Source organism: Pseudomonas sp. MC6 (assembly GCF_054790575.1).
Map to the genome: position 1 here is coordinate 1,702,950 of NZ_CP186504.1, position 18,956 is coordinate 1,721,905.

The window sequence follows — 18,956 nt, forward strand, 5'->3', positions numbered from 1 at the left end:
GCAGGCATCACGCAGCGGGCGTGGTCGCGGGCGCCGGGTTGAGAACTTCCATCAGGAAGTCGATAAACACATTGATCCGGCTGGACCCACGGTGATTGGGTAAATACAACGCGTTGATGCACGTGCTGGCACTGCCGGGATTGACCTCGTAGTGCTCAAGCAAGCGGGTCAGCCGGCCGGCTGCGACGTCGTCGCGTACCAGCCAGTCAGCCAGCAGCGTCACCCCGCCGCCGCCGATGGCGGCCTCGCGCAGGATGTCGGCGTTGTTGCTTTGCAGGCGCCCATGGACGTTGAGTTGAATGGGCGCGTCTTCATTCTGGAAGGTCCAGTGCTGGTGCGTGCCGCCGTAATCGAAACGCAGGCACTGATGCTCCAGCAAGTCCCGTGGATGACAGAGCGTGGCGCTACGCGCCAGATACGCCGGACTCGCCACCACCCAGCGCTCGAACTGCCCCACGCGTTTGCTGACGATGTCTTCACTGACCACGGAGGATCCCAGCCGCACCGAAACATCGATCTGCTCGCTGAGCAGGTCGCTGACCTGATCACTCAGCGACAGACTGATCTCCAGCCCCGGATGCCGCTCGAGCAAACGGCTCAGGTGCGGCGCGATCAGGCGTCGGCCGAACTCCACCGGCACGCTGATGCGCAGACGGCCCTGCGCTTCGGCGCCACGATCGGCGACAACAGCATCGGCTTCGTCGATCGCGTCGAGAATCGCCACGGCTTTTTCGAAATAGGTCTGGCCGGCAACGGTCACGCTGGTGTTGCGCGTGGTGCGATTGAGCAGGCTCGCGCCCAGCTCGTGTTCCAGCCCTGCCACTTGCCGTGTCACTGACGACGTGGATATCCCGAGTTTGCGCGCTGCCGAGGAATAGCCCCCGCAGCGCACGGTTTCCACAAACATCTTCAGTGCCAGCAACTTGTCCATAAGCGGGGTCCGGTCGAAAGGGAACGCGGATGATTGTGCATCACTGTTCGCCCTTCGTCTTGTGCCGCCGTGCTTGCCCGCACTCGTCGGCTGTTCAGACATCGCTCTTGCGGCTCAGAAACAACCCGAGCGCCAGCGCTGGCAGTAGCGCCACCGTGACGGCGGACAGGTTCCAGCCGAAGTGCTCGTACAGCGGACTGGCGACCAGTGAGCCCACGGCGCCGCCGACGAAAATACTGGTCATGTACACGGCGTTCAGGCGCGCACGGCTGTGGGGATCGAGGGCGTACACCTCACGCTGGCCGAGCACCATGTTCAATTGCACGGCGAAATCCAGCAGCACCGCGCACACCACCAACCAGATATAGCCGCTGCCCGGGAGCGCAGCGATCAGCAGCGAAACCGGCGCCAGCAGCAATGCGACCAGCGTGCCGCGACGACCATGCCCGGCATCGGCCAGACGTCCGGCAATCGGCGCGGCAATGGCACCCACCGCACCGACCAGCGCGAAGATCGCCACGTGTGCCTGAGTGAAACCGTGGTGACGCATCAGTTCAATCGGCGCGAGGGTCCAGAACAGGCTGAAACTGGCAAACAGCAACCCTTGATACAGCGAGCGCTGACGCAACAGTGGATAGCGCCGGGCCAAGGCAAACACCGAACCGATCAGCGCAGCATAGGTGGCTTTATGCGTCGGCAGCCGACGCGGCAGTGCCACGGCGGTAATCAGCGCGATGACGGCCATCAGGGCTGATGCGCTGTAAAACACTCCGCGCCAGCCGAACACTTCAACCAACAAACTCGACAGTGGCCGCGACAACAGAATCCCCAGCAGCAGACCGCTCATGATATTGCCGACAACGCGGCCACGGCTGGCCTCGGGCGCCAGGTGCGCCGCCAGCGGCACAAGGATCTGCACAGCCACCGACGTCAGACCGATGAGCAAAGACAACACCAGGAACATCGACGGCGAATGGGTCAGTCCGGCGCACAACAGCGTGACGCTGGCCGCTAGCGTGAAGCCGACCACCAGCCGACGGTTTTCCATCAGATCGGCCAGCGGTACCAGCAGCATCAGGCCCAGCGCGTAGCCAAACTGCGTGAGCGAAACGATCAGGCTGGCATTGGCGCTGGACAGACCGATCTGCGGTGCAATGAGTTCGACGATCGGCTGCGCGTAATAAAGATTGGCCACGACCGCGCCACAGCAAAATGCCAGGAACGCGACCATCAGGCCGGAAAGTCCAGCCGGCTGTTCGGCGTTGGTCGCAATGACCGGATTGCTCGTGAGCATGATGACACCTCATTGAGTTCAGGAAAGTGCTGCCAAGGCTACGGCCCTGTGGCGATGCGCAGAATCCATGCGGCGGGCAACGCAGTGATGCGTCTGGCGCAACGGCGCAGGCGTTGCTTCTCGCGCAACGCGCTGTTGCGTGCGCCGCTGATTCTCCGACGCTGGTGGTTTCTCTACGCTTTGGCCTCTGGCGCTGTCGTCCCCGGCGGCGCCCTTCCCCGGCTATCACAAGGAGCGTTTCCATGACCCGCAGCCCATCCGTCCTGTCATCGCCTGCCGCGTTTCTTCCTGTGCCATGAACAACTCATTTCTGAAATCCAGAACGCTTTGGATCAGCGTGGCCGTCGTCGCCGTGCTCGGCCTGATCGGTGCCGCTTGGCTGATGTGGCGCCCGGTGATTGCGCCGATCGAGCGCCCGACGATGTTCGACACTTCGCAGTTGCAACGCGGGGCGAGGGTGGTCGAGGCCGGCGATTGTGCGGTCTGCCATACGCGCCCCGGCGGTGAATATCTGGCCGGCGGGCTGCCGCTGGTAACGCCGTTCGGCACGCTGTACAGCACCAACATCACCCCGGACGCAGAGACCGGTATCGGCCAATGGTCGCTGCCGGCCTTCGAGCGGGCGATGCGTCAGGGCATCGCTCGCGATGGTCACTTGCTCTATCCGGCATTCCCCTACGTACATTACCGGCGCATGAGCGCAGCAGACATCGCCGACGCCTATGCCTACTTGATGAGCGGCCCCGCCGTGCACGCGCCGGCCGCGCAGAACCAGATGAACTTTCCGATGAACATTCGCCCGTTGGTGTCGTTCTGGAACCTGCTGTTCCTGCACGGAGAACCACTGACGCCGCTGGCGGGGCGCAGCGAAGCGTGGAATCGAGGGCGTTATCTGGCCGACGGTCCGGGCCATTGCGCTGGCTGCCATTCGCCGCTGAACCTGATCGGCGCGGAAAAGTCCTCGGAATACCTACAGGGCGGCAGCGTTGACGGCTGGCATGCGCCCGCACTGGTCGGTATGGGCCAACGCGTCAACCCGTGGAGTCGCGCGCAACTGGTCGGCTATCTGCGCGCCGAGATCGTCGATGGCCACGGCACACCCGCCGGGCCGATGCGGCCGGTCAGCTTGAGTCTGGCCCGCTTGCCCGCCAGTGAAGCCGAGGCAATTGCCGAGTATTTGCTCAGCCTGGAAAACCCGCCTTCGGTGACAGAGACGACGGCGAAGACGCCTGCCAGTGAGCCGGCAGACTATTCGAGCGGCGCCCTGCTCTTCAGCAGTGCCTGCGCCGGCTGCCATGGCCCGGCGGCGCCGATGCGCACCATCGATGGTCGCCCGGGGTTGCAAAGCACCTCGGCGCTGCAAGCGGCCAGTTCGCGCAACTTCCTCAAAACCGTGCTTGAAGGCTTGCCCGCCACGCCAGGATCGCCCGGCCCGCTGATGCCGGCGTTCGCCGCCAGCCTCGACAACGCGCAGCTCGGTGCACTGGCCGCGTATCTGCGTCAGCAAGCCAGCCCCGATCAGCCGTGGGCCGACCTCCCTTCCACTATTGAAGCGTTACGTCAGGAGACGAAATGAGCCAGATCACCCTCAACGTCAACGGAGCCGCGCAACCGCTTGAGCTGGAGCCGGACATGCCGCTGCTGTATGCGCTGCGCAATCACTTGAACCTCAACGGCGCCAAATACGGTTGCGGTCTCGGTCAATGTGGCGCCTGCACCGTGATCGTCGATGATCGACCGGTGTTCGCCTGCCTGACGCCCTGCGCCGGCCTCGAAGGCAAAAAGATCCGCACCGTGGAAAGCCTCGGCAGCACGGAAAAACCAGGCCCTCTGCAAGCCGCGTTCATCGAGAAACAGGCCGCACAATGCGGCTACTGCATCGCCGGCATGCTGATGCGCGCGCAAGCTTTGCTTGAGCGTAATCGCCACCCGGATGAGGCGACCATTCTCGAGCACATGGCCGGCAACCTGTGCCGCTGCGGTACGCACTTGCGGATCATCGAGGCGATCAAACAGGTGGCCGGGCACAACGGGAGCCTGAAATGAGCGAGTCGAATGGTTTGAACCCTAGTCGGCGCGCCTTTCTGCGCGGTGGTGCGTTGCTGATGGCGTTCACCCTGATGCCGGTGGCGCGACGTGTGTTGGCGGATACGGAAGTCGATACGCTCGGCACCGTGGTCCTCGCACCCGACCTGCCCGGAAGCCTGCGCACCAACCCGTTTCTCGACGCCTGGATCCGCATCGGCGCCGATGGCATTACCGTCTACACCGGCAAGGTCGAATTGGGCACCGGAGTGAAAACCGCGCTGCTGCAAATTGCCGCTGAGCGTTTGCAGGTGCCGACAACCTCCATAAACCTGCTCACCGCCGACACCGCGCTGACACCCAACGAAGGCTACACCGCCGGCAGCCACAGCATTTTCGACAGCGGTACCGCGTTGTATAACGCCGCTGCGCAGGTACGCGAAATGCTCGTCGATGCCGCCGCGCGCCGTTGGCAGGTTGATGCGGCGCTGCTGAGCACCCGCGACGGTGTGATCGAAGGTCCGGCCAGTCAGCGGATGAGTTATGCCGACGCGGTCGGGCATGTCGATGTGCACCAATACGCCAAGGCCCAGTCACCGGCGATGGCCGCCGCTGACTTCAAACTGATCGGCCATTCTTTGCCGCGCCTCGACATCCCGGCGAAGGTCAGCGGTGGCGCAGCATTCGTCCAGGACATGCGCCTGCCGGGCATTCTGCACGCGCGGGTGATCCGCCCGCCTCGTCCGGGCTGCACGCTGCAAGCATTCGATGCGGCGTCCATCGAAGCGCTGGCTGGCGTGGTCAAGGTGATCCGCGACGGCAACTATCTGGCGGTGGTCGCCGGTGATGAGTGGCAAGCGATCAAAGCCATGCGCCGTGCCAGCGAGGTGACGCAATGGAGCGAGGGCGAGGCGATTCCCGATGCGGCCGAAATTCATGGTCTGCTTAAACGCCTGCCCTCACGGCGCTATCCGATCAGCCACAGCGGCACGCCGAGCGGCGCGGCCGACACGCGTTTTCAGGCGCGGGTTACCAAGCAATATCTGATGCACGGCTCGATCGGCCCGTCTTGCGCAGTGGCCTGGTTCAAGGACGGCAATCTCACGGTCTGGACCCACACCCAAGGCGTTTACCCGCTGCGCGCCGGCATTGCCGAAATGCTCGATCTGCCACCTGAGCGGGTGCGCTGTATTCATACCGAAGGCTCAGGGTGTTACGGCCACAACGGCGCCGATGATGCCGCCGCCGATGCGGCATTGATTGCCCTGCGCGTGCCCGGGACGCCGGTGCGCGTGCAATGGATGCGCGAACAGGAAAATCTTTGGGAGCCGTATAGCTCGGCGATGGTCACCGAAGTCGACGCCAGCCTCAGCCAAGGCCGCCTGCAGGACTGGGCCTACGAACTCTGGACCACGCCGCACAACGAACGCATCGTCAACGCCGGGCGTCTGCTGCCGGCACGCTTGCTCGCGCGGCCCTTCACGTCAGCGCCATCCGTGCCGATCGCCCAGCCCGAAGGCGATGGTGATCGCAACGCGGTGCCGCTGTACGAGTTGAACTCGACGCGCATCAACATGACCTTTGTCACCGAAATGCCCTTTCGCACCTCGGCCATGCGTTCGCTGGGTGCGCACATCAATATCTTCGCCATCGAGGCGAGTATCGACGAACTCGCGATCCGGGCCGGCCTCGACGCGGTCGCCTTGCGTCTGGCCCATCTCAGCGACCCGCGTGCTCGCGCGGTCGTTGAACGTGTGCGTGATGAGATCGGTTGGCCCCAAAAAGGCAGCGAGCCCGGCGCCGGTATCGGTTTCGCCTTTGCCCGCTACAAAAACATCATGGGTTACTGCGCCATCGCCGTGAAGCTGCGGGTGCATCCGCAGACCGGCGAGATTCGCATCGATCACGTGGTGACGGCGGTTGACGTCGGCCAGATCGTCAGCCCAGACGGCCTGCGCAATCAGGTCGAGGGCGGCATCGTGCAGTCCGCGAGCTGGACCCTGTACGAAAAAGTTGCCTACGACGCGGGGGGTATTCGCAGCTACGACTGGAGCGGTTATCCGATTCTGCGTTTCACACAACTGCCGAAAAAAGTCGATGTGCATTTGCTCGACCAACCGGGAGAACCGTTCCTCGGTGCCGCTGAAATCGTCCAGGGGCCGATGGCCGCCGCCCTTGGCAACGCTGTCGCCAACGCCACCGGCCGGCGTTGGCTGAACCTTCCGCTGACGCGCTCAAACCCACCCGCCTGAGCCACGCCCGTGTCCATCGCTGATGAGCACGGGCGCCGTTGCGTTGCGCGCAAAACAGCATAGCGCCGGTCACCGATTATCAGCCCCGCTGAGCGCGGTTAAGTTAGCGGCAATGGTTCGCGGCACCGCTGCCGCGCTTGAATTCCTTCTATTGAAATCTGGAGCTACCCATGACCCGTCGTCTGTTCCAACCCCTCGCACTCGGTCCTTACACCCTCGCCCATCGCGTGGCGATGGCGCCGTTAACGCGCTCCCGCGCCGGCCAACCGGGCGATGTGCCGACACCGATGAACGCCGAGTACTACCGCCAGCGGGCCAGTGCCGCGCTGATCATCACCGAAGCCACACAGATCTCCCGGCAGGCTCAGGGTTACGCCTGGACGCCGGGCATCTACAGCCCAGAGCAGGTCCGGGCGTGGCGTGACGTCAGCGCGGCGGTGCATGAGGCCGGCGGCTTGATCTTTATGCAGCTGTGGCATGTTGGCCGGGTGTCCCACCCCAGCTTTCAACCCGATGCCGGCCTGCCGGTTGCGCCCAGCGCGCTGCCGGTGCCTGGCAAGACGTTTATCGTCGATGAAAACGGTAACGGCGTCTGGGGTGATGTGCCGGTGCCGCGTGCGCTGGAAACCACGGAAATCGCCGGTATCGTCGAGGACTACCGCGTGGCCGCGCGCAACGCATTGCAGGCAGGCATGGACGGCGTGGAAATTCATGCCGGCAACGGTTACCTGCTCGATCAGTTTCTTAACAGCAACAGCAATCAGCGTAACGATGCCTATGGCGGCAGCGTGGCGAATCGCGCGCGGTTTCTGCTGGAAGTGGTGGCGGCCGTCACTGAAGAAGTCGGTGCCGAACGGGTCGGCGTACGCCTGACGCCGATGGGGCGCTTTATGGGCATGGGTGATGACACTCCGGAGGCAACCTTCGGCCACCTCGTCGAAGCGCTTAACCAATGGAATCTGGCCTATCTGCACCTGGTCGAGCCAGCAATGGTCGGCACAGTCAAAGATGAGAACTTCGACCCGCGCTGGGACGCGATCATTGCGCAGTTGCGCAAGACGTGGAACGGCGTGCTGATCCTGGCGGGCGGCTACGATGCGCAATCTGCCGAACAGGCGCTGATTGCCGATCGTGCCGACATCATTGCGTTTGGCCGTCCGTTCCTGGCCAACCCTGACTTGCCGCGTCGGCTGCATGATGGTCTGGCGCTCAACGCGCCAGACCCGAGCAGCTTTTTCGGCGGGGATCAGCGTGGGTACATCGATTATCCATTTCATGCCTGAACAAATGCAGACCTATGGGAGGGGCGGACTCGCCCCTTTTTATTAGGTCATACGATCTCTGTGCCTAATCAAAGGCGTGGGAAATCCACCGTAACGTCAAGCATATGCGTAGCTGTGCGCTTTCAGGTCTATTGCCCGACGTCGCCGAATGCGATAAAACGGGCTAGTTGTACGACAACCAATAAAAACCAAGTCGTTCGAACGGCTAACAATCCTGAGATCTGCCATGCCTCGCCCTACCGCTACGCAAACCGTACCGCCGCCCTACCCCCGTTATCTGGCGGTGATCATTCTGTTGTGCATGGGCTGTGCATTTGCCGGCAATCATGTGGCGGCGCGGGTCGCATTTGATGATGGTGCGGGTGTGTTGCTGGCTATTTTGATGCGTTCCGGCGGGACCCTGCTGGTGCTCGCCATCCTGGTGCTGTGGCAAAGACAAAGCCGGCGCTTGCCGGCCGGTGCCTGGCGCTGGCAACTGTTGCTGGGGTTGCTGATCACTGCGCAGAGTCTGTGCCTTTACTCTGCTGTCGCACGGGTGCCGGTGGCGCTGGCCCTGCTGGTGGCGAACGTATTTCCTATTCTGCTGGCATTGCTCACCTGGGCGCTGGGTGGCCAGCGACCGAGCGCACGCACTGCGACGTTGATGGGTTTGATTCTGTTGGGTCTGGTGTTTGTGCTGGACGTCCCCGGGCGTCTCTCGACCACGACAGACGTCAGTGCGCAATGGCTGACCGGCGTCGCGCTCGCGTTCTGTGCCGCCAGCGTGTTCGCCTGCGCGTTGTGGATCACCGACCACAAACTGTCTCAGGTACGCGGCTCGGTGCGCAGTCTGCTGACCATTTTCATCGTGTTCAGCAGCGTCAACCTGGCAGGACTGACGGGCGCCCTTCCTGGCGGCTTGAACCTGCCCGCCACCTCGACCGGATGGCTGGCCCTTGCCACCCTGGTGGTGCTGTACGGCACAGGTTTTATCGTCCTGTTCATTTCCGTGCCTCGCCTCGACATGCCGCGCAATGCGCCGGTCATGAACATCGAGCCACTAGCAACGCTGTTGATGGGCTGGATTGTGCTGGACCAAATGCTCAGTACAGGACAGATTTTCGGCGGGGTGATTGTGGTCACGGGCATCGTTTTGCTGACTTACCGTAAATCAGTAGTCAAGGCTGAGGTTAAAGCCAGTGCGTGAGGGTTTCTCTCCAGTGGTCAGGTTCGTGATTAACCCAAAGCAGTATCGAGAAACATCATCACCCCAAAGCCGAGCATCAGTCCCAAGGTAGCCGGGGTCTCATGACCGTTGCGATGGGTCTCGGGAATGACCTCATGGGAGACCACAAAAATCATCGCCCCGGCGGCCAAACCGAGCGCAACGGGATATCCCAACGCAAAGCTGCTAGAAATGCCCAGTCCGACAATGGCGCCAATCGGTTCCATCAACCCCGAACCCACTGCAATAAGCGCTGCGCGAAGTGCAGAGATGCCTGTCACGCGTAACGCTAGAGCGACAGCCAGGCCTTCGGGAATATCCTGGATGGCGATCGCCGTGGTCAGCGGGAGTCCCACCTTCATGTCGCCGTTGGCGAAGCTCACGCCAATGGCCATGCCTTCCGGCAGGTTATGCAGTGTGATTGCCAGGACGAACAACCAGACACGATTGATGCGCTGCGCGTCCGGCCCTCGGCGTCCGCTTTTCTCGTGTTCGTGAGGCACGAAACGATCAAGGCCGACCATCAGCGCTACGCCCAATCCCAACCCTGCGACGACGACGCAGGCCGCGAGCAACTGGTTATCGCAAAGCGCCCGAGCCGCTTCTATGCCAGGCAGAATGAGCGAAAACGAACTCGCGGCGAGCATCATCCCGGCGGCGAAGCCGAGCATGATGTCTTGGGTTCGGGCGGCGATGTCTCGCAACGCGATCGCTACGACAGCACCGATTGCTGTCGCAGCGAAGCCAGTCATGCCACCGATAAAAGCGAAGTGCAGATTTTGTTTGTTGGCCCCGACAAAGGCGCCATACCCGCTTATCAGCAGGAAGATTGTCACGCCGATCAGAATTGACCAGAAGACCCGCCCGCCCCATCCAGACCCTGAGAAACGAGCGAACCAGGAGCGAGTTGGTGCACCTGATGAGGACAACGGCTCGGGCATGGAAATCTCCTGTTTTGTTGATTCGATCTTTTCAGTGGATGCGGATAACGACCGTACATGACCTCAGTGGTAATCGTCTCCAGCGACTGCGCGCAGATAGGCGACATCTGCTTCTCTACGCAGGTCGCGCCACTCGTTCCAACTGAGTATGCCCAAGCGGTCCATTTCATCCGACTGGCGCAGCAGTTCGTCGTGATAGGCGTCTGGGCAGTCCATTCGCAGTTCAAGGTTTTCCAGTGCACGTTGCCAGGCCGCCAACGCGAGTAATTTGGTTTCTTGTGCGAATGTCAGTTGATTCTTGAACGCGTTCATGTCGCTCACCCCGAACATTTCCCGGTTGAGCGACCGACTTCGGGTTAGGTTCAAAATGTCTGACGAAAAGCGGATGACTGAAAGCTTTCTGCTGACGTGGCCACCAACCAATACAGCTCATGGATTGGGTAAATCGCCCCGCCACTGAATCCAGTGTCGGGGGCGATGTGGTTTCTTGCGTCAAGGCGCTATCAGGAAGCGTCAATCCAGATGGTTTTGATTTCAGTGTATTGGTCGTGCGCCCAGATCGACTTGTCGCGCCCGCCGAACCCTGATTCCTTGTAGCCGCCGAATGGCGTGGAGGCGTCGCCCTCACCGAAGCAGTTCACCGTGACGATCCCGGCGCGAATCCCGCGTGAGAGTTTCAGGGCATGGCGCAGGTTGCCGGTGTAAGCCGATGCTGCCAGACCGTAGGCTGTGTCGTTGGCCAGCGCAATGGCTTCGTCAACGGTCTGGAAGGTGGTGACGCTCAGTACCGGGCCGAAGATCTCTTCCTGGAACAAACGGCTATCGCGACTCACGCCGTCAACGATAGTCGGTTCGACGAAAATATCCTGGCGGGTTTTGCCGCCCACCAGTACGCACAGATTTTCGTCGCGGGCCACGTCAAGGTAGGAGCGCACCTTGTCGAAATGCGCCTTGCTGATCATCGAGCCCAAGCGATTTTCAGGGTCCAATGGATCGCCCATTTTCCAGTCGCCCAGATGCACCTGGACACGCTGCAACAGTTCATCCTTGACGTCAGCGTGGACGATCAGCCGCGATGAGGCCGAACAGTTTTCACCCATGTTCCAGAAGGCGCCGTTGACCACATGCTGGGCGACGTGGTCGATGTCTTCGACATCATTCATCACCACAGCAGGGTTCTTGCCGCCACATTCCAGCACGATGCGTTTCAGGTTCGATTCGCTGGAATATTTGAGGAACAGCCGGCCGGTATCGGTTGAACCGGTGAAGCTGACCATCGCCACATCCGGATGACGACCCAGCGGCTCACCGGCCTCCTTGCCTCCCCCGGGCACGACGTTGAACACGCCGGCGGGAATCCCCGCCTGATACGCCAGTTCGGCGACACGCAAGGTGCTCAAGGTGGTTTCCTTGGCCGGTTTGACCACGATCGAACAGCCTGCGGCCAGCGACGGGCCGATTTTCCAGGCGAGCATCAGCAGCGGGAAGTTCCACGGCAACACCAGGCCGACAACGCCGATCGGTTCACGCACGACCATGGTTACCGCACCCGAGCCGACCGGTGCCGTAGCGTCGTAGATCTTGTCGATCAGCTCGGCATGCCAACGTAACGTATGAATCGTTTCCGGCACGTCGATGTTCTGGCATTCACGAATCGGCTTGCCACTGTCCAGGCTTTCCAGCACCGCCAGCTCATGGGCGTGGTCTTCCAGTAATTGGGCGAAGCGCAGCAATACCGATTTGCGTGCGGACGGCGCCAGTGAATGCCAGCGTGCGTCATCGAAGGCTTCCTTCGCCGCCGCTACGGCCGCGTCGACATCATCGGCGTTGCACGCAGCAATCTCAGTCAGCACCTGGTCGGTAGCCGGGTTGGTTGTGGTGAATGTCTTGCCTGAACGCGAGGCGCAAAACTGGCCGTTGATGAACGCTTGATTGCGAAATTCGAGCTTCGCAGCCAGCTCGAGGTATTGCTCTTTACTCAGCAGGTCTGCCATTTCAAGCCTCCTCGACGATACGCGCGACGTTTTTCTGCAGGGTTTTGATCACACCTTCCAGCGCTTGCTTCTCGGAAGGCTCCAGTGCTTGCAGTGGCGCACGGACGCCGCCGGCACGCAGGCCACTGAGTTCGCTGCCATGTTTGATTGACTGCACGAACTTGCCGCTCTCGAGGAAATCCATCAACGGCAGCATCGCCGACATGATCCGCCGACCTTTATCGAAGTTCTTTTCCAGCACGCAGGCTTCGTAAAGCGCGATGTGTTCGCGCGGGATGAAGTTCGAACCGGCGCAAACCCAGCTGCGCGCACCCCAGGCGAAAAACTCCAGCGCCTGATCATCCCAGCCACAGGACAATTGGATCGACGGATGAGCGTGAGCCAGACGGTGCAGGCGACTCATCTCGCCCGAACTTTCCTTGATCGCGGCGATATTCTTGCAGCCAGCGATGGCTTCGAAAAACTCGTCGCCCATCGCCACGCCCATTCGCGACGGATAGTTGTAAAGCATGATCGGCAGCCCGGCCGCCTTGTCCACGGCGAGCACATGGGCGGCAATTTCCTTCTGCGTCGGCAAGGCATACGGTGGCGAACCGACCAGAATCGCGTCCGCTTTCAGGGATTTGGCCTTTTCGGCGAAGTACACCGAGTCTTCGGTACGAATGCCGCCGGTGCCGATGACCAGAGGCAAGCGTCCGCGGATCACCTCTTTGGCGCGCTCGGCCACGGCCACGCGCTCCTCGGCGGTGTGCGCGTAATACTCGCCGGTGGAGCCGCCAATAACGATGCCGTGAACCTTGGACTCGATCAGATATTCGAGCACGTCGGCGAACGCCGAATAGTCGATCTGGCCATCAGCGGACAACGGGGTAATGGCAGGGGTAAAAATTCCGTCAAAGTTCATAGCGTTTTCTCCAGTGGTTCAATGTTCAATCCGTGCGCCCGACGGCATGCCGGGCAGACCGTGGTTATTGGCGGCGCAAGCCTTCAGGACGGCAGCAGAGCGACGAGGCTTCGGCGACTAGTCACCTCAGACTCAGCTTTCTCTCCCGGCGCGGTACTGCCCCCACTTGAGGTTCATGTTCACCCCAAGCGAAAGAAACGGTTCTGGCGGGTTGCTGTTGGGACCTGGCGCCTGCAACAGGAAATCAATCAGTGGGTCACGCTGCCCCGCCAGCCAGTCAGCGAGCAACTTGCCGGTGACGGTTCCGCGCGTGACGCCCAGACCGTTGCATCCGAGCGCGGCATAAACGTTGGGCGCCAGTTCACCGAAGAAGCCGTTGTGGTTGCGCGACATGGCCAAGGCGCCGCCCCAGGTGTAGTCGAACGTTACGTCCGGCAACATCGGAAAACGCTGATCGAATGACGCCTTGTGCCGGCGCACGAAACGTTCGTTGTATTTGCTGTTGCTGCGACCATCCGGGTTGAAGGTGAAACTGTTGCGAATCAGCAGGCGGTTATCCGGGGTGCGGCGCACCGTGGTGCCGAACGGATCCGCCGGAATGGCGCCCCAGAACGGTTTACCGCCAAGGCGCGCCTGTTCCTCTTCGGTCAGCGGCCGCGTGATGCTCGCGTAGGTGTAGATCGGCAACATGCGCCCTTGCAGGAAACCGAAGCGCATGCCGAACGAGTTGTTCGCCAGAATCAGTTTGTCGGCGGTGATGCTGCCGTGGGCATGTTTGAGGAGCGTCTTGGCGCCGTATTCCACTTCCAGAATCGGGGTGCGCTCATACAGCGTGACGTTCGATGGCAAATTGTCGGCCAGGCCTTTCACCAGTCCGGACGGTTGCAATAACACTGCGCCCGGCGTGAACAACGCCTTGCGGTAAAACCGCGTGCCCAAATGTTCGGGCAACTCATCGGCATCAATCATCTGAAAAGGCTGATCGAGTTTTTCCAGGCCCCGGCGATAGGCATCGAGTACGGCGATACCGCGGGTCTCTACCGCTGCCTGATATTTGCCGCAGGCTTTCATCTGGCATTCGATGCGGTATTGATCGACCAGCTCGCGAAGTATCGATTGGCCGGCCAGATTGAGTTTCAAACTGGTGCGGGCCAGTGCGATGTCACCGATGTAATCCTCAGCGCCAATGTCATGGGGAAGGTCAATGGCAAAACCGGCATTGCGACCCGACGGGCCCAGTCCGACTTCCTGCGCTTCGATAAGTACCACTTCGTCGTCGGGAAAATTCAACGCCAGTTGCCGCGCGCAGGCCAGTCCCGTGAAGCCGGCACCGATGATCACCCAGCGGGCTGAACGGTGCCCACGGTGAGCCGGCTCGGGACTGCGTGGCGTGCTCAGATGAAACCAGCCACAACTATCATCATCGGCGGGTAATGAACTGACTTTCATAGTGTTAAACCGTTAATCGTTGAAGTTGCAAAACGCACGCGGCACAAAGCAAACGCACGCAGTAGCGTCGATCCGGAAACTTGCAAAACTGGCACTTGCGCAAACAGTGACGATTGACTGCTTGTTTTAAAAACTGGCCGCTACGGCATAACGTCCGCTACTGGCACAGTCGTTGGCGTAGTAATAATCCCGGAAGGTCATGGGCGGTAAGCCGAACAGGTCCTTGAAGCGTTTATAGAAGTGCGGATAACTGACAAACCCGGTGGCCAGAGCGACATCCGTCAACGAGCGATCACTTTGCACAATCAGTTGCCGGGCCCGAGTCAAACGCAGTTCCAGGTAGTAACGATTCGGTGCCGCATTGAGATAGCGGGCAAACCTTCTTTCCAGTTGCCGGCGTGACACGCCGACCTGGCTGGCGATTGCATCGATTTCCAGCGGTTCCTCAATGTTCTTTTCCATCAAGTCGAGCGCGATGTTCAAAGGCTTTGGAATCGATGAACAGCGAAGGCTGTCGGCATTTGCCGAGAACTTCGGACGAGCTTGTGCGGGCTGGTGAACACGTTTTATCTCATCGACCAGTACCGCATCGTTGTGCGCACCCAGTTCCTGCATGATCGCCAGGGTCATATCCAGCGCCGAATGAGCGTTGGCGCAAGTGGCCCGACGCTGTGTGCAAATAAACTCGCGAGTCGAAACTTTCAACTGCGGGAAATATTCATGGACCAGACCGCAGCTGTCGCTGTGGCAGGCGAACTCCTGAGTATCGAGCAAACCGGCATCGGCGAGATAAAACGCGGCATTCCAGCAACCGGCAACGATCCCTTTGTTCGCGGACTTCTTGAGTACTCGGCGCAGCACTGGCTGCGTGGCGAGCCTCACACGCTGGCCTCCGACGACAATCACTGCATCATGACTGAAGCCTTCTGCGACCAGCCTTTGCGAAGCCAGCGACACGCCGATATCACTTTCAACCAGTCCACCCTGAAGTGAGTAGGTCGATACCGTGTAAATCGTCTCAGCGTTGATCAGGTTTCCAGTGGCCAGGGCATCCATCGCCGTTGAAAGGGTCGTCAACGAAAAATGATCGAGCAGGATAAACGCCACCCGCACCATGCGTTCATGGCCCGACATCACGGTGGATGGGCGAAAGCCGATGTTCTGTTGTTTCAACGGACTCTGGAACGTTTCCATCTTGCGTCACCCGCTCGCCTTCACTTGAAACGACAACCCTGTGGCTTGGCGACTGGCACCGCCCGCCGCCAACCCGTGTTCGAACCGATTACTTCGCTACCGCCCGGGCGTCACTCAACCAACCGTCATAGGCTTGCTGGTTGGCCTTGATCCATTCCGCGGCATGGCGCTTGATGTCGGCCAGCGACTTTTCACCGTTTTGCATGCGCAGGTTTTGCGCACTTTCAGCGGCCGTCGGGATGCTGACTTCAGAGAGGAATTTGCGCGCCACCGGGTTCTTCTCAGCGAACTCTTTGTTCATGACGGCATTGATCGTGTCCACCGGGAAACCGAGGTTCTTGCCGTCATGGAAGGTGTCCTTGCTTTCCTTGCCATCCGGCAGCGAGGTGAAAGGTACCGGCAACCAGACCACGTCACGCCCTTCCACCAATACACTGGCAATCCACTGCGGAACCCAAGTGAAAAACAGCACGGGCTTGCCTTGCTGAAGCCGCGCAATGGTGTCAGCCATCAACGCGAAGTAGGAGCCGCGGTTGTCGACTACGGTTGGACCCAAGCCATAGGCTTTCATGTGGTGTTCGATCATGATCTCGCAGCCCCAGCCCGGGTTGCAGCCCGTCAGGTCGGCCTTGCCGTCACCGTTACTGTCAAAGAGTTTGGCGATTTCGGGTTTCTTCAGGTCCGACAGATCCTTGATCTGATAAGCGTCGGCAGTTTTCTTGTCGATCATGTAGCCCTGGAGCACGCCTTTCATGACTTGCCCGACTTTGACCATCACGTCATCGCCGCCGGCCTTTTCATAAAACGCTTGGTGCAGGTGTTCCCATTCATGCACGGTGAAGTCCGCATCGCCGTAAGACAGCGCGAGAAACATCGCCGGGTAGTCGACTTCTTTTGGCTGTTTGACGTCGTAGCCCAACTCCTTAAGGCCGGCGATCACCACCTCACCACGAAAGCGTTCTTCAGCAATGGTCGGGAAAATCGGTGTAATCGAAACACCGGCACCCGGTTTGTTGGCATCGGCCGCGTAGGCCGCCGAGCACAGCAAAGTCCCAAACACTGAAGCTACCAGGCTCGCAACCACGCTTTTCTTGAGATTTGTCAGTTTCATGTTTCACCACGCTTGGAGTTTTTAATGGGGTGAGCAGGCCAACTCAATTCGTCACTGGACGTGCAACGTTCTTCTTTTTCTTCAGTTTCATGACCAGCCCCACCGGGCCGCTTTCATACCAGCGCTGACCAGTGGCCAGATCGCTGCTGCGCTCACCCATTGCCTGGGTCAGTCGGTCAAGGAATACCGCGAGCAGCACCAGCCCCGCGCCGCCGACGCTAGCCAGGCCCATGTCGAGGCGACCGATGCCGCTCAACACCATCAAGCCCAGACCGCCCACCGAAATCATCGAGGCGACCACCACCATCGACAGCGACAGCATCAACGTCTGGTTGAGACCGGCCATCATCGTTGGCGCCGCCAACGGCAACTGCACCTTCATCAGCATTTGCGTGGCCGTGCAGCCAAACGCGCGGGCAGCTTCGACCTTGTCCGCAGGGACTTGGCGAATACCAAGGTTGGTCAGCCGCACCAGCGGCGCGACGGAAAAGATGATGGTGACGATCACACCGGGGACGTTGCCGATACCAAAGAGCATCACCACCGGCACCAGATAGACGAACGCGGGCAGTGTTTGCATGGCATCCAGTACCGGACGGATGATCATTTCCGTGCGATCACTGCGTGCACACAGGATGCCCAGCGGTATGCCGATCACTGCGCAGAACAACAGCGATGTCAGCACCAGGGCCAGCGTGACCATCGCATCGCTCCACACACCGATCAGTCCAAGCCCGGTGAGGGTGGCGACGCTGAAAATGGCGATGCGTTTGCCGCCAATCTGCCAACTGATCAGTCCGGCGATGATGATGAACACCGTCGGCGGAACCGACAGCAGTCCCCACTGCACACCGTCGAGCACTTGATCGACCGGCCAGCGGATCGAGCGAAACACTTCCCTGAAGTTATGCACCAGGTATTTAAGGGCGGTTTCCACCCAGGATCCCAAAGGAATATTGAGACTTTGAAAGGGATCTAAAAAGTTGAAGTCTGACATGATGCTACCTCGCACTCAGAAACGGCATATCAATGCTGATTATTCGCAATTCAGCTGTTACACAGACAACTCAGAAGATGGCCTTGCGAAATCGAGCCTTTATAAAGCCCAACTTCATCCACAACCGGCATGGGAGTTGCCGAGGCAGCAACAAGATGAAAGATGTCGCGAAGAGACGCTTCCGCTTTAATCGGTGTTTGCCCGCCCGGTATGTAAGCGACATTGCAATCCTGTTGCGCGATATCGCCCGCTTTCAGAATGCGACTGGTGTCGAATCCATTAAAGAAATCACGAACATATTTATTCACCGGGTTGCACAGAAGTTCACGCGGCGTGCCGATTTGCACCACGCGCCCGCCTTCCATGATCGCAATGCGGTGACCGATGCGAACCGCTTCTTCAATATCGTGGGAGATGAAAATGATCGTGCGATCCTGCTCAGCCTGCAGCTTGATCAGCTCGCCCTGCATCTCGCTGCGAATCATCGGATCGAGTGCCGAGAAGGCTTCGTCCATCAGCAGAATGGCGGGATCGTTGGCCAGCGCGCGGGCCAGGCCGACACGTTGTTGCATGCCGCCGGAGAGTTGGTGAGGAAAGCTCAGCTCCTGCCCCGAGAGCCCGACCTGCTCCAGTGCGCCCATCGCACGGCAATAGCGCTCTTTCTCGCTGACCCCGCTGATTTCCAGGCCGAAGCTGACGTTGTCGATGACACTCATGTGCGGCATCAAAGCAAACGACTGGAAGACCATGCCCATGTCTTTGCGACGAACCTGCAACAAGTCCTTGTCGCCCAGGCCGGTGATTTCCTTGCCATTGAGAAAGATCTGTCCGGAGGTCGGTTCAATCAACCGGTTGAACAATCGGACCATGGTCGATTTGCCCGAGCCGGACAAACCCATGATCACGAAAATCTCACCGCGGCGAACCGAGAAGTTGGCATCAAAAACACCAATCGCCTGACCGGTCTTTTTAAACACTTCAGCTTTTGATGCGCCTTCTTTAACCATTTTCATGGCAAGTGCTGGCTGCGTACCGAAGACTTTGAAAACATTCTTTACGCAGATGATCTCGTCGGAACTTGTCATACCTTGCCTCCTTCGCATCGTGCATCTTTCGCATCAAGCGACAGGCAAACGAGCAAAAATAATTGTAAGCGGCAGCGGTAATGAATAGATGTCTTCACGACGGGCTTCCTTTTATTATTTTTGAGGTCCCAGGAAAAAGGGATGTTTCAAATCTATTAGCATCACCCCGCTTAATCCAACTACATTTACAGGGGCAATTCGATAACGTCGGGTTATCGGTTGCGACGGCTGCCATTGCCGAGTGCCGCGTCAACACCATGAGCGACCGGGTCTATCCCCACAGCGACGCTCG

Annotated in this window: 16 protein-coding genes; 5 read left to right on the forward strand and 11 right to left on the reverse strand. The window is 60.0% G+C overall.

Annotation, left to right across the window (positions count from 1 at the left end; translation table 11 throughout):
- Window positions 1–7: 7 nt before the first annotated feature.
- Window positions 8–931 (reverse strand): LysR family transcriptional regulator, encoded by a 924-nt coding sequence (locus ACOYXE_RS07680; RefSeq protein WP_460928515.1) that lies wholly within the window; start codon window positions 929–931, stop codon window positions 8–10.
- Between the two features lie 94 nt (window positions 932–1,025).
- The gene (locus ACOYXE_RS07685; protein ID WP_460928517.1) at window positions 1,026–2,225 is read right to left on the reverse strand and encodes an MFS transporter; all 1,200 of its coding nucleotides are present in this window, start codon (window positions 2,223–2,225) and stop codon (window positions 1,026–1,028) included.
- A 295-nt stretch (window positions 2,226–2,520) separates the two neighbouring features.
- On the opposite strand from ACOYXE_RS07685, the gene ACOYXE_RS07690 reads away from it, so the two are divergent.
- From ACOYXE_RS07690 to ACOYXE_RS07710, 5 genes are all read left to right on the forward strand, one after another.
- The gene (locus tag ACOYXE_RS07690) at window positions 2,521–3,801 is read left to right on the forward strand and encodes a c-type cytochrome (RefSeq protein ID WP_405123772.1); all 1,281 of its coding nucleotides are present in this window, start codon (window positions 2,521–2,523) and stop codon (window positions 3,799–3,801) included.
- Entirely contained in the window at window positions 3,798–4,271 is a 474-nt protein-coding gene (locus ACOYXE_RS07695; RefSeq protein WP_405123773.1) for a (2Fe-2S)-binding protein, read from the forward strand. Before ACOYXE_RS07690 ends, ACOYXE_RS07695 begins: the two co-directional genes overlap by 4 nt.
- Window positions 4,268–6,502, forward strand: a complete 2,235-nt coding sequence (locus ACOYXE_RS07700; RefSeq protein WP_460928520.1) for a xanthine dehydrogenase family protein molybdopterin-binding subunit — start codon at window positions 4,268–4,270, stop codon at window positions 6,500–6,502. Before ACOYXE_RS07695 ends, ACOYXE_RS07700 begins: the two co-directional genes overlap by 4 nt.
- A gap of 170 nt (window positions 6,503–6,672) precedes the next feature.
- A complete protein-coding gene (locus ACOYXE_RS07705) occupies window positions 6,673–7,785 on the forward strand; it encodes an alkene reductase (RefSeq protein WP_460928522.1) in 1,113 nt (370 codons plus the stop codon).
- A 226-nt stretch (window positions 7,786–8,011) separates the two neighbouring features.
- Window positions 8,012–8,971 carry an EamA family transporter gene (locus ACOYXE_RS07710; RefSeq protein WP_460928524.1) on the forward strand — a complete coding sequence of 320 codons (960 nt, stop codon included), beginning with the start codon at window positions 8,012–8,014 and terminating at the stop codon, window positions 8,969–8,971.
- A gap of 29 nt (window positions 8,972–9,000) precedes the next feature.
- On the opposite strand, the gene ACOYXE_RS07715 is transcribed toward ACOYXE_RS07710, so the two are convergent.
- The 9 genes from ACOYXE_RS07715 to ACOYXE_RS07755 form a co-directional block, all read right to left on the reverse strand.
- The gene (locus ACOYXE_RS07715; protein ID WP_160057842.1) at window positions 9,001–9,930 is read right to left on the reverse strand and encodes a ZIP family metal transporter; all 930 of its coding nucleotides are present in this window, start codon (window positions 9,928–9,930) and stop codon (window positions 9,001–9,003) included.
- A 63-nt stretch (window positions 9,931–9,993) separates the two neighbouring features.
- Window positions 9,994–10,242, reverse strand: a complete 249-nt coding sequence (locus tag ACOYXE_RS07720; protein WP_460928527.1) for a hypothetical protein — start codon at window positions 10,240–10,242, stop codon at window positions 9,994–9,996.
- A 191-nt stretch (window positions 10,243–10,433) separates the two neighbouring features.
- Window positions 10,434–11,924, reverse strand: coding sequence for an aldehyde dehydrogenase (locus tag ACOYXE_RS07725; RefSeq protein ID WP_460928529.1), 1,491 nt, complete (start codon window positions 11,922–11,924; stop codon window positions 10,434–10,436).
- A gap of 1 nt (window position 11,925) precedes the next feature.
- Entirely contained in the window at window positions 11,926–12,828 is a 903-nt protein-coding gene (locus ACOYXE_RS07730; protein ID WP_160057840.1) for a dihydrodipicolinate synthase family protein, read from the reverse strand.
- Window positions 12,829–12,960: 132 nt separating this feature from the next.
- Window positions 12,961–14,277, reverse strand: coding sequence for an NAD(P)/FAD-dependent oxidoreductase (locus ACOYXE_RS07735; protein WP_460928531.1), 1,317 nt, complete (start codon window positions 14,275–14,277; stop codon window positions 12,961–12,963).
- Between the two features lie 126 nt (window positions 14,278–14,403).
- A complete protein-coding gene (locus ACOYXE_RS07740) occupies window positions 14,404–15,471 on the reverse strand; it encodes a GlxA family transcriptional regulator (RefSeq protein WP_460928533.1) in 1,068 nt (355 codons plus the stop codon).
- Between the two features lie 88 nt (window positions 15,472–15,559).
- Window positions 15,560–16,582 carry a glycine betaine/L-proline ABC transporter substrate-binding protein ProX gene (proX, locus tag ACOYXE_RS07745; protein ID WP_174244451.1) on the reverse strand — a complete coding sequence of 341 codons (1,023 nt, stop codon included), beginning with the start codon at window positions 16,580–16,582 and terminating at the stop codon, window positions 15,560–15,562.
- A 43-nt stretch (window positions 16,583–16,625) separates the two neighbouring features.
- Window positions 16,626–17,579: a glycine betaine/L-proline ABC transporter permease ProW gene (proW, locus tag ACOYXE_RS07750; RefSeq protein WP_077572874.1), complete on the reverse strand. Its 954-nt coding sequence runs from the start codon at window positions 17,577–17,579 to the stop codon at window positions 16,626–16,628.
- 50 nt (window positions 17,580–17,629) lie between these two features.
- Window positions 17,630–18,664, reverse strand: coding sequence for a quaternary amine ABC transporter ATP-binding protein (locus tag ACOYXE_RS07755; RefSeq protein ID WP_016986065.1), 1,035 nt, complete (start codon window positions 18,662–18,664; stop codon window positions 17,630–17,632).
- Between the last annotated feature and the right edge of the window lie 292 nt (window positions 18,665–18,956).

Bases quoted from the DNA above. Each gene is read 5' to 3' on its own strand.
- ACOYXE_RS07740 (WP_460928533.1), bottom strand. From the start codon at position 15,471: ATGGAAACGTTCCAGAGTCCGTTGAAACAACAGAACATCGGCTTTCGC.
- ACOYXE_RS07685 (WP_460928517.1), bottom strand. From the start codon at position 2,225: ATGCTCACGAGCAATCCGGTCATTGCGACCAACGCCGAACAGCCGGCT.
- ACOYXE_RS07715 (WP_160057842.1), bottom strand. From the start codon at position 9,930: ATGCCCGAGCCGTTGTCCTCATCAGGTGCACCAACTCGCTCCTGGTTC.
- ACOYXE_RS07680 (WP_460928515.1), bottom strand. From the start codon at position 931: ATGGACAAGTTGCTGGCACTGAAGATGTTTGTGGAAACCGTGCGCTGC.
- ACOYXE_RS07710 (WP_460928524.1), top strand. From the start codon at position 8,012: ATGCCTCGCCCTACCGCTACGCAAACCGTACCGCCGCCCTACCCCCGT.
- ACOYXE_RS07725 (WP_460928529.1), bottom strand. From the start codon at position 11,924: ATGGCAGACCTGCTGAGTAAAGAGCAATACCTCGAGCTGGCTGCGAAG.
- ACOYXE_RS07735 (WP_460928531.1), bottom strand. From the start codon at position 14,277: ATGAAAGTCAGTTCATTACCCGCCGATGATGATAGTTGTGGCTGGTTT.
- ACOYXE_RS07730 (WP_160057840.1), bottom strand. From the start codon at position 12,828: ATGAACTTTGACGGAATTTTTACCCCTGCCATTACCCCGTTGTCCGCT.
- ACOYXE_RS07690 (WP_405123772.1), top strand. From the start codon at position 2,521: ATGAACAACTCATTTCTGAAATCCAGAACGCTTTGGATCAGCGTGGCC.
- ACOYXE_RS07755 (WP_016986065.1), bottom strand. From the start codon at position 18,664: ATGACAAGTTCCGACGAGATCATCTGCGTAAAGAATGTTTTCAAAGTC.
- proX (WP_174244451.1), bottom strand. From the start codon at position 16,582: ATGAAACTGACAAATCTCAAGAAAAGCGTGGTTGCGAGCCTGGTAGCT.
- ACOYXE_RS07700 (WP_460928520.1), top strand. From the start codon at position 4,268: ATGAGCGAGTCGAATGGTTTGAACCCTAGTCGGCGCGCCTTTCTGCGC.
- proW (WP_077572874.1), bottom strand. From the start codon at position 17,579: ATGTCAGACTTCAACTTTTTAGATCCCTTTCAAAGTCTCAATATTCCT.
- ACOYXE_RS07720 (WP_460928527.1), bottom strand. From the start codon at position 10,242: ATGAACGCGTTCAAGAATCAACTGACATTCGCACAAGAAACCAAATTA.
- ACOYXE_RS07705 (WP_460928522.1), top strand. From the start codon at position 6,673: ATGACCCGTCGTCTGTTCCAACCCCTCGCACTCGGTCCTTACACCCTC.
- ACOYXE_RS07695 (WP_405123773.1), top strand. From the start codon at position 3,798: ATGAGCCAGATCACCCTCAACGTCAACGGAGCCGCGCAACCGCTTGAG.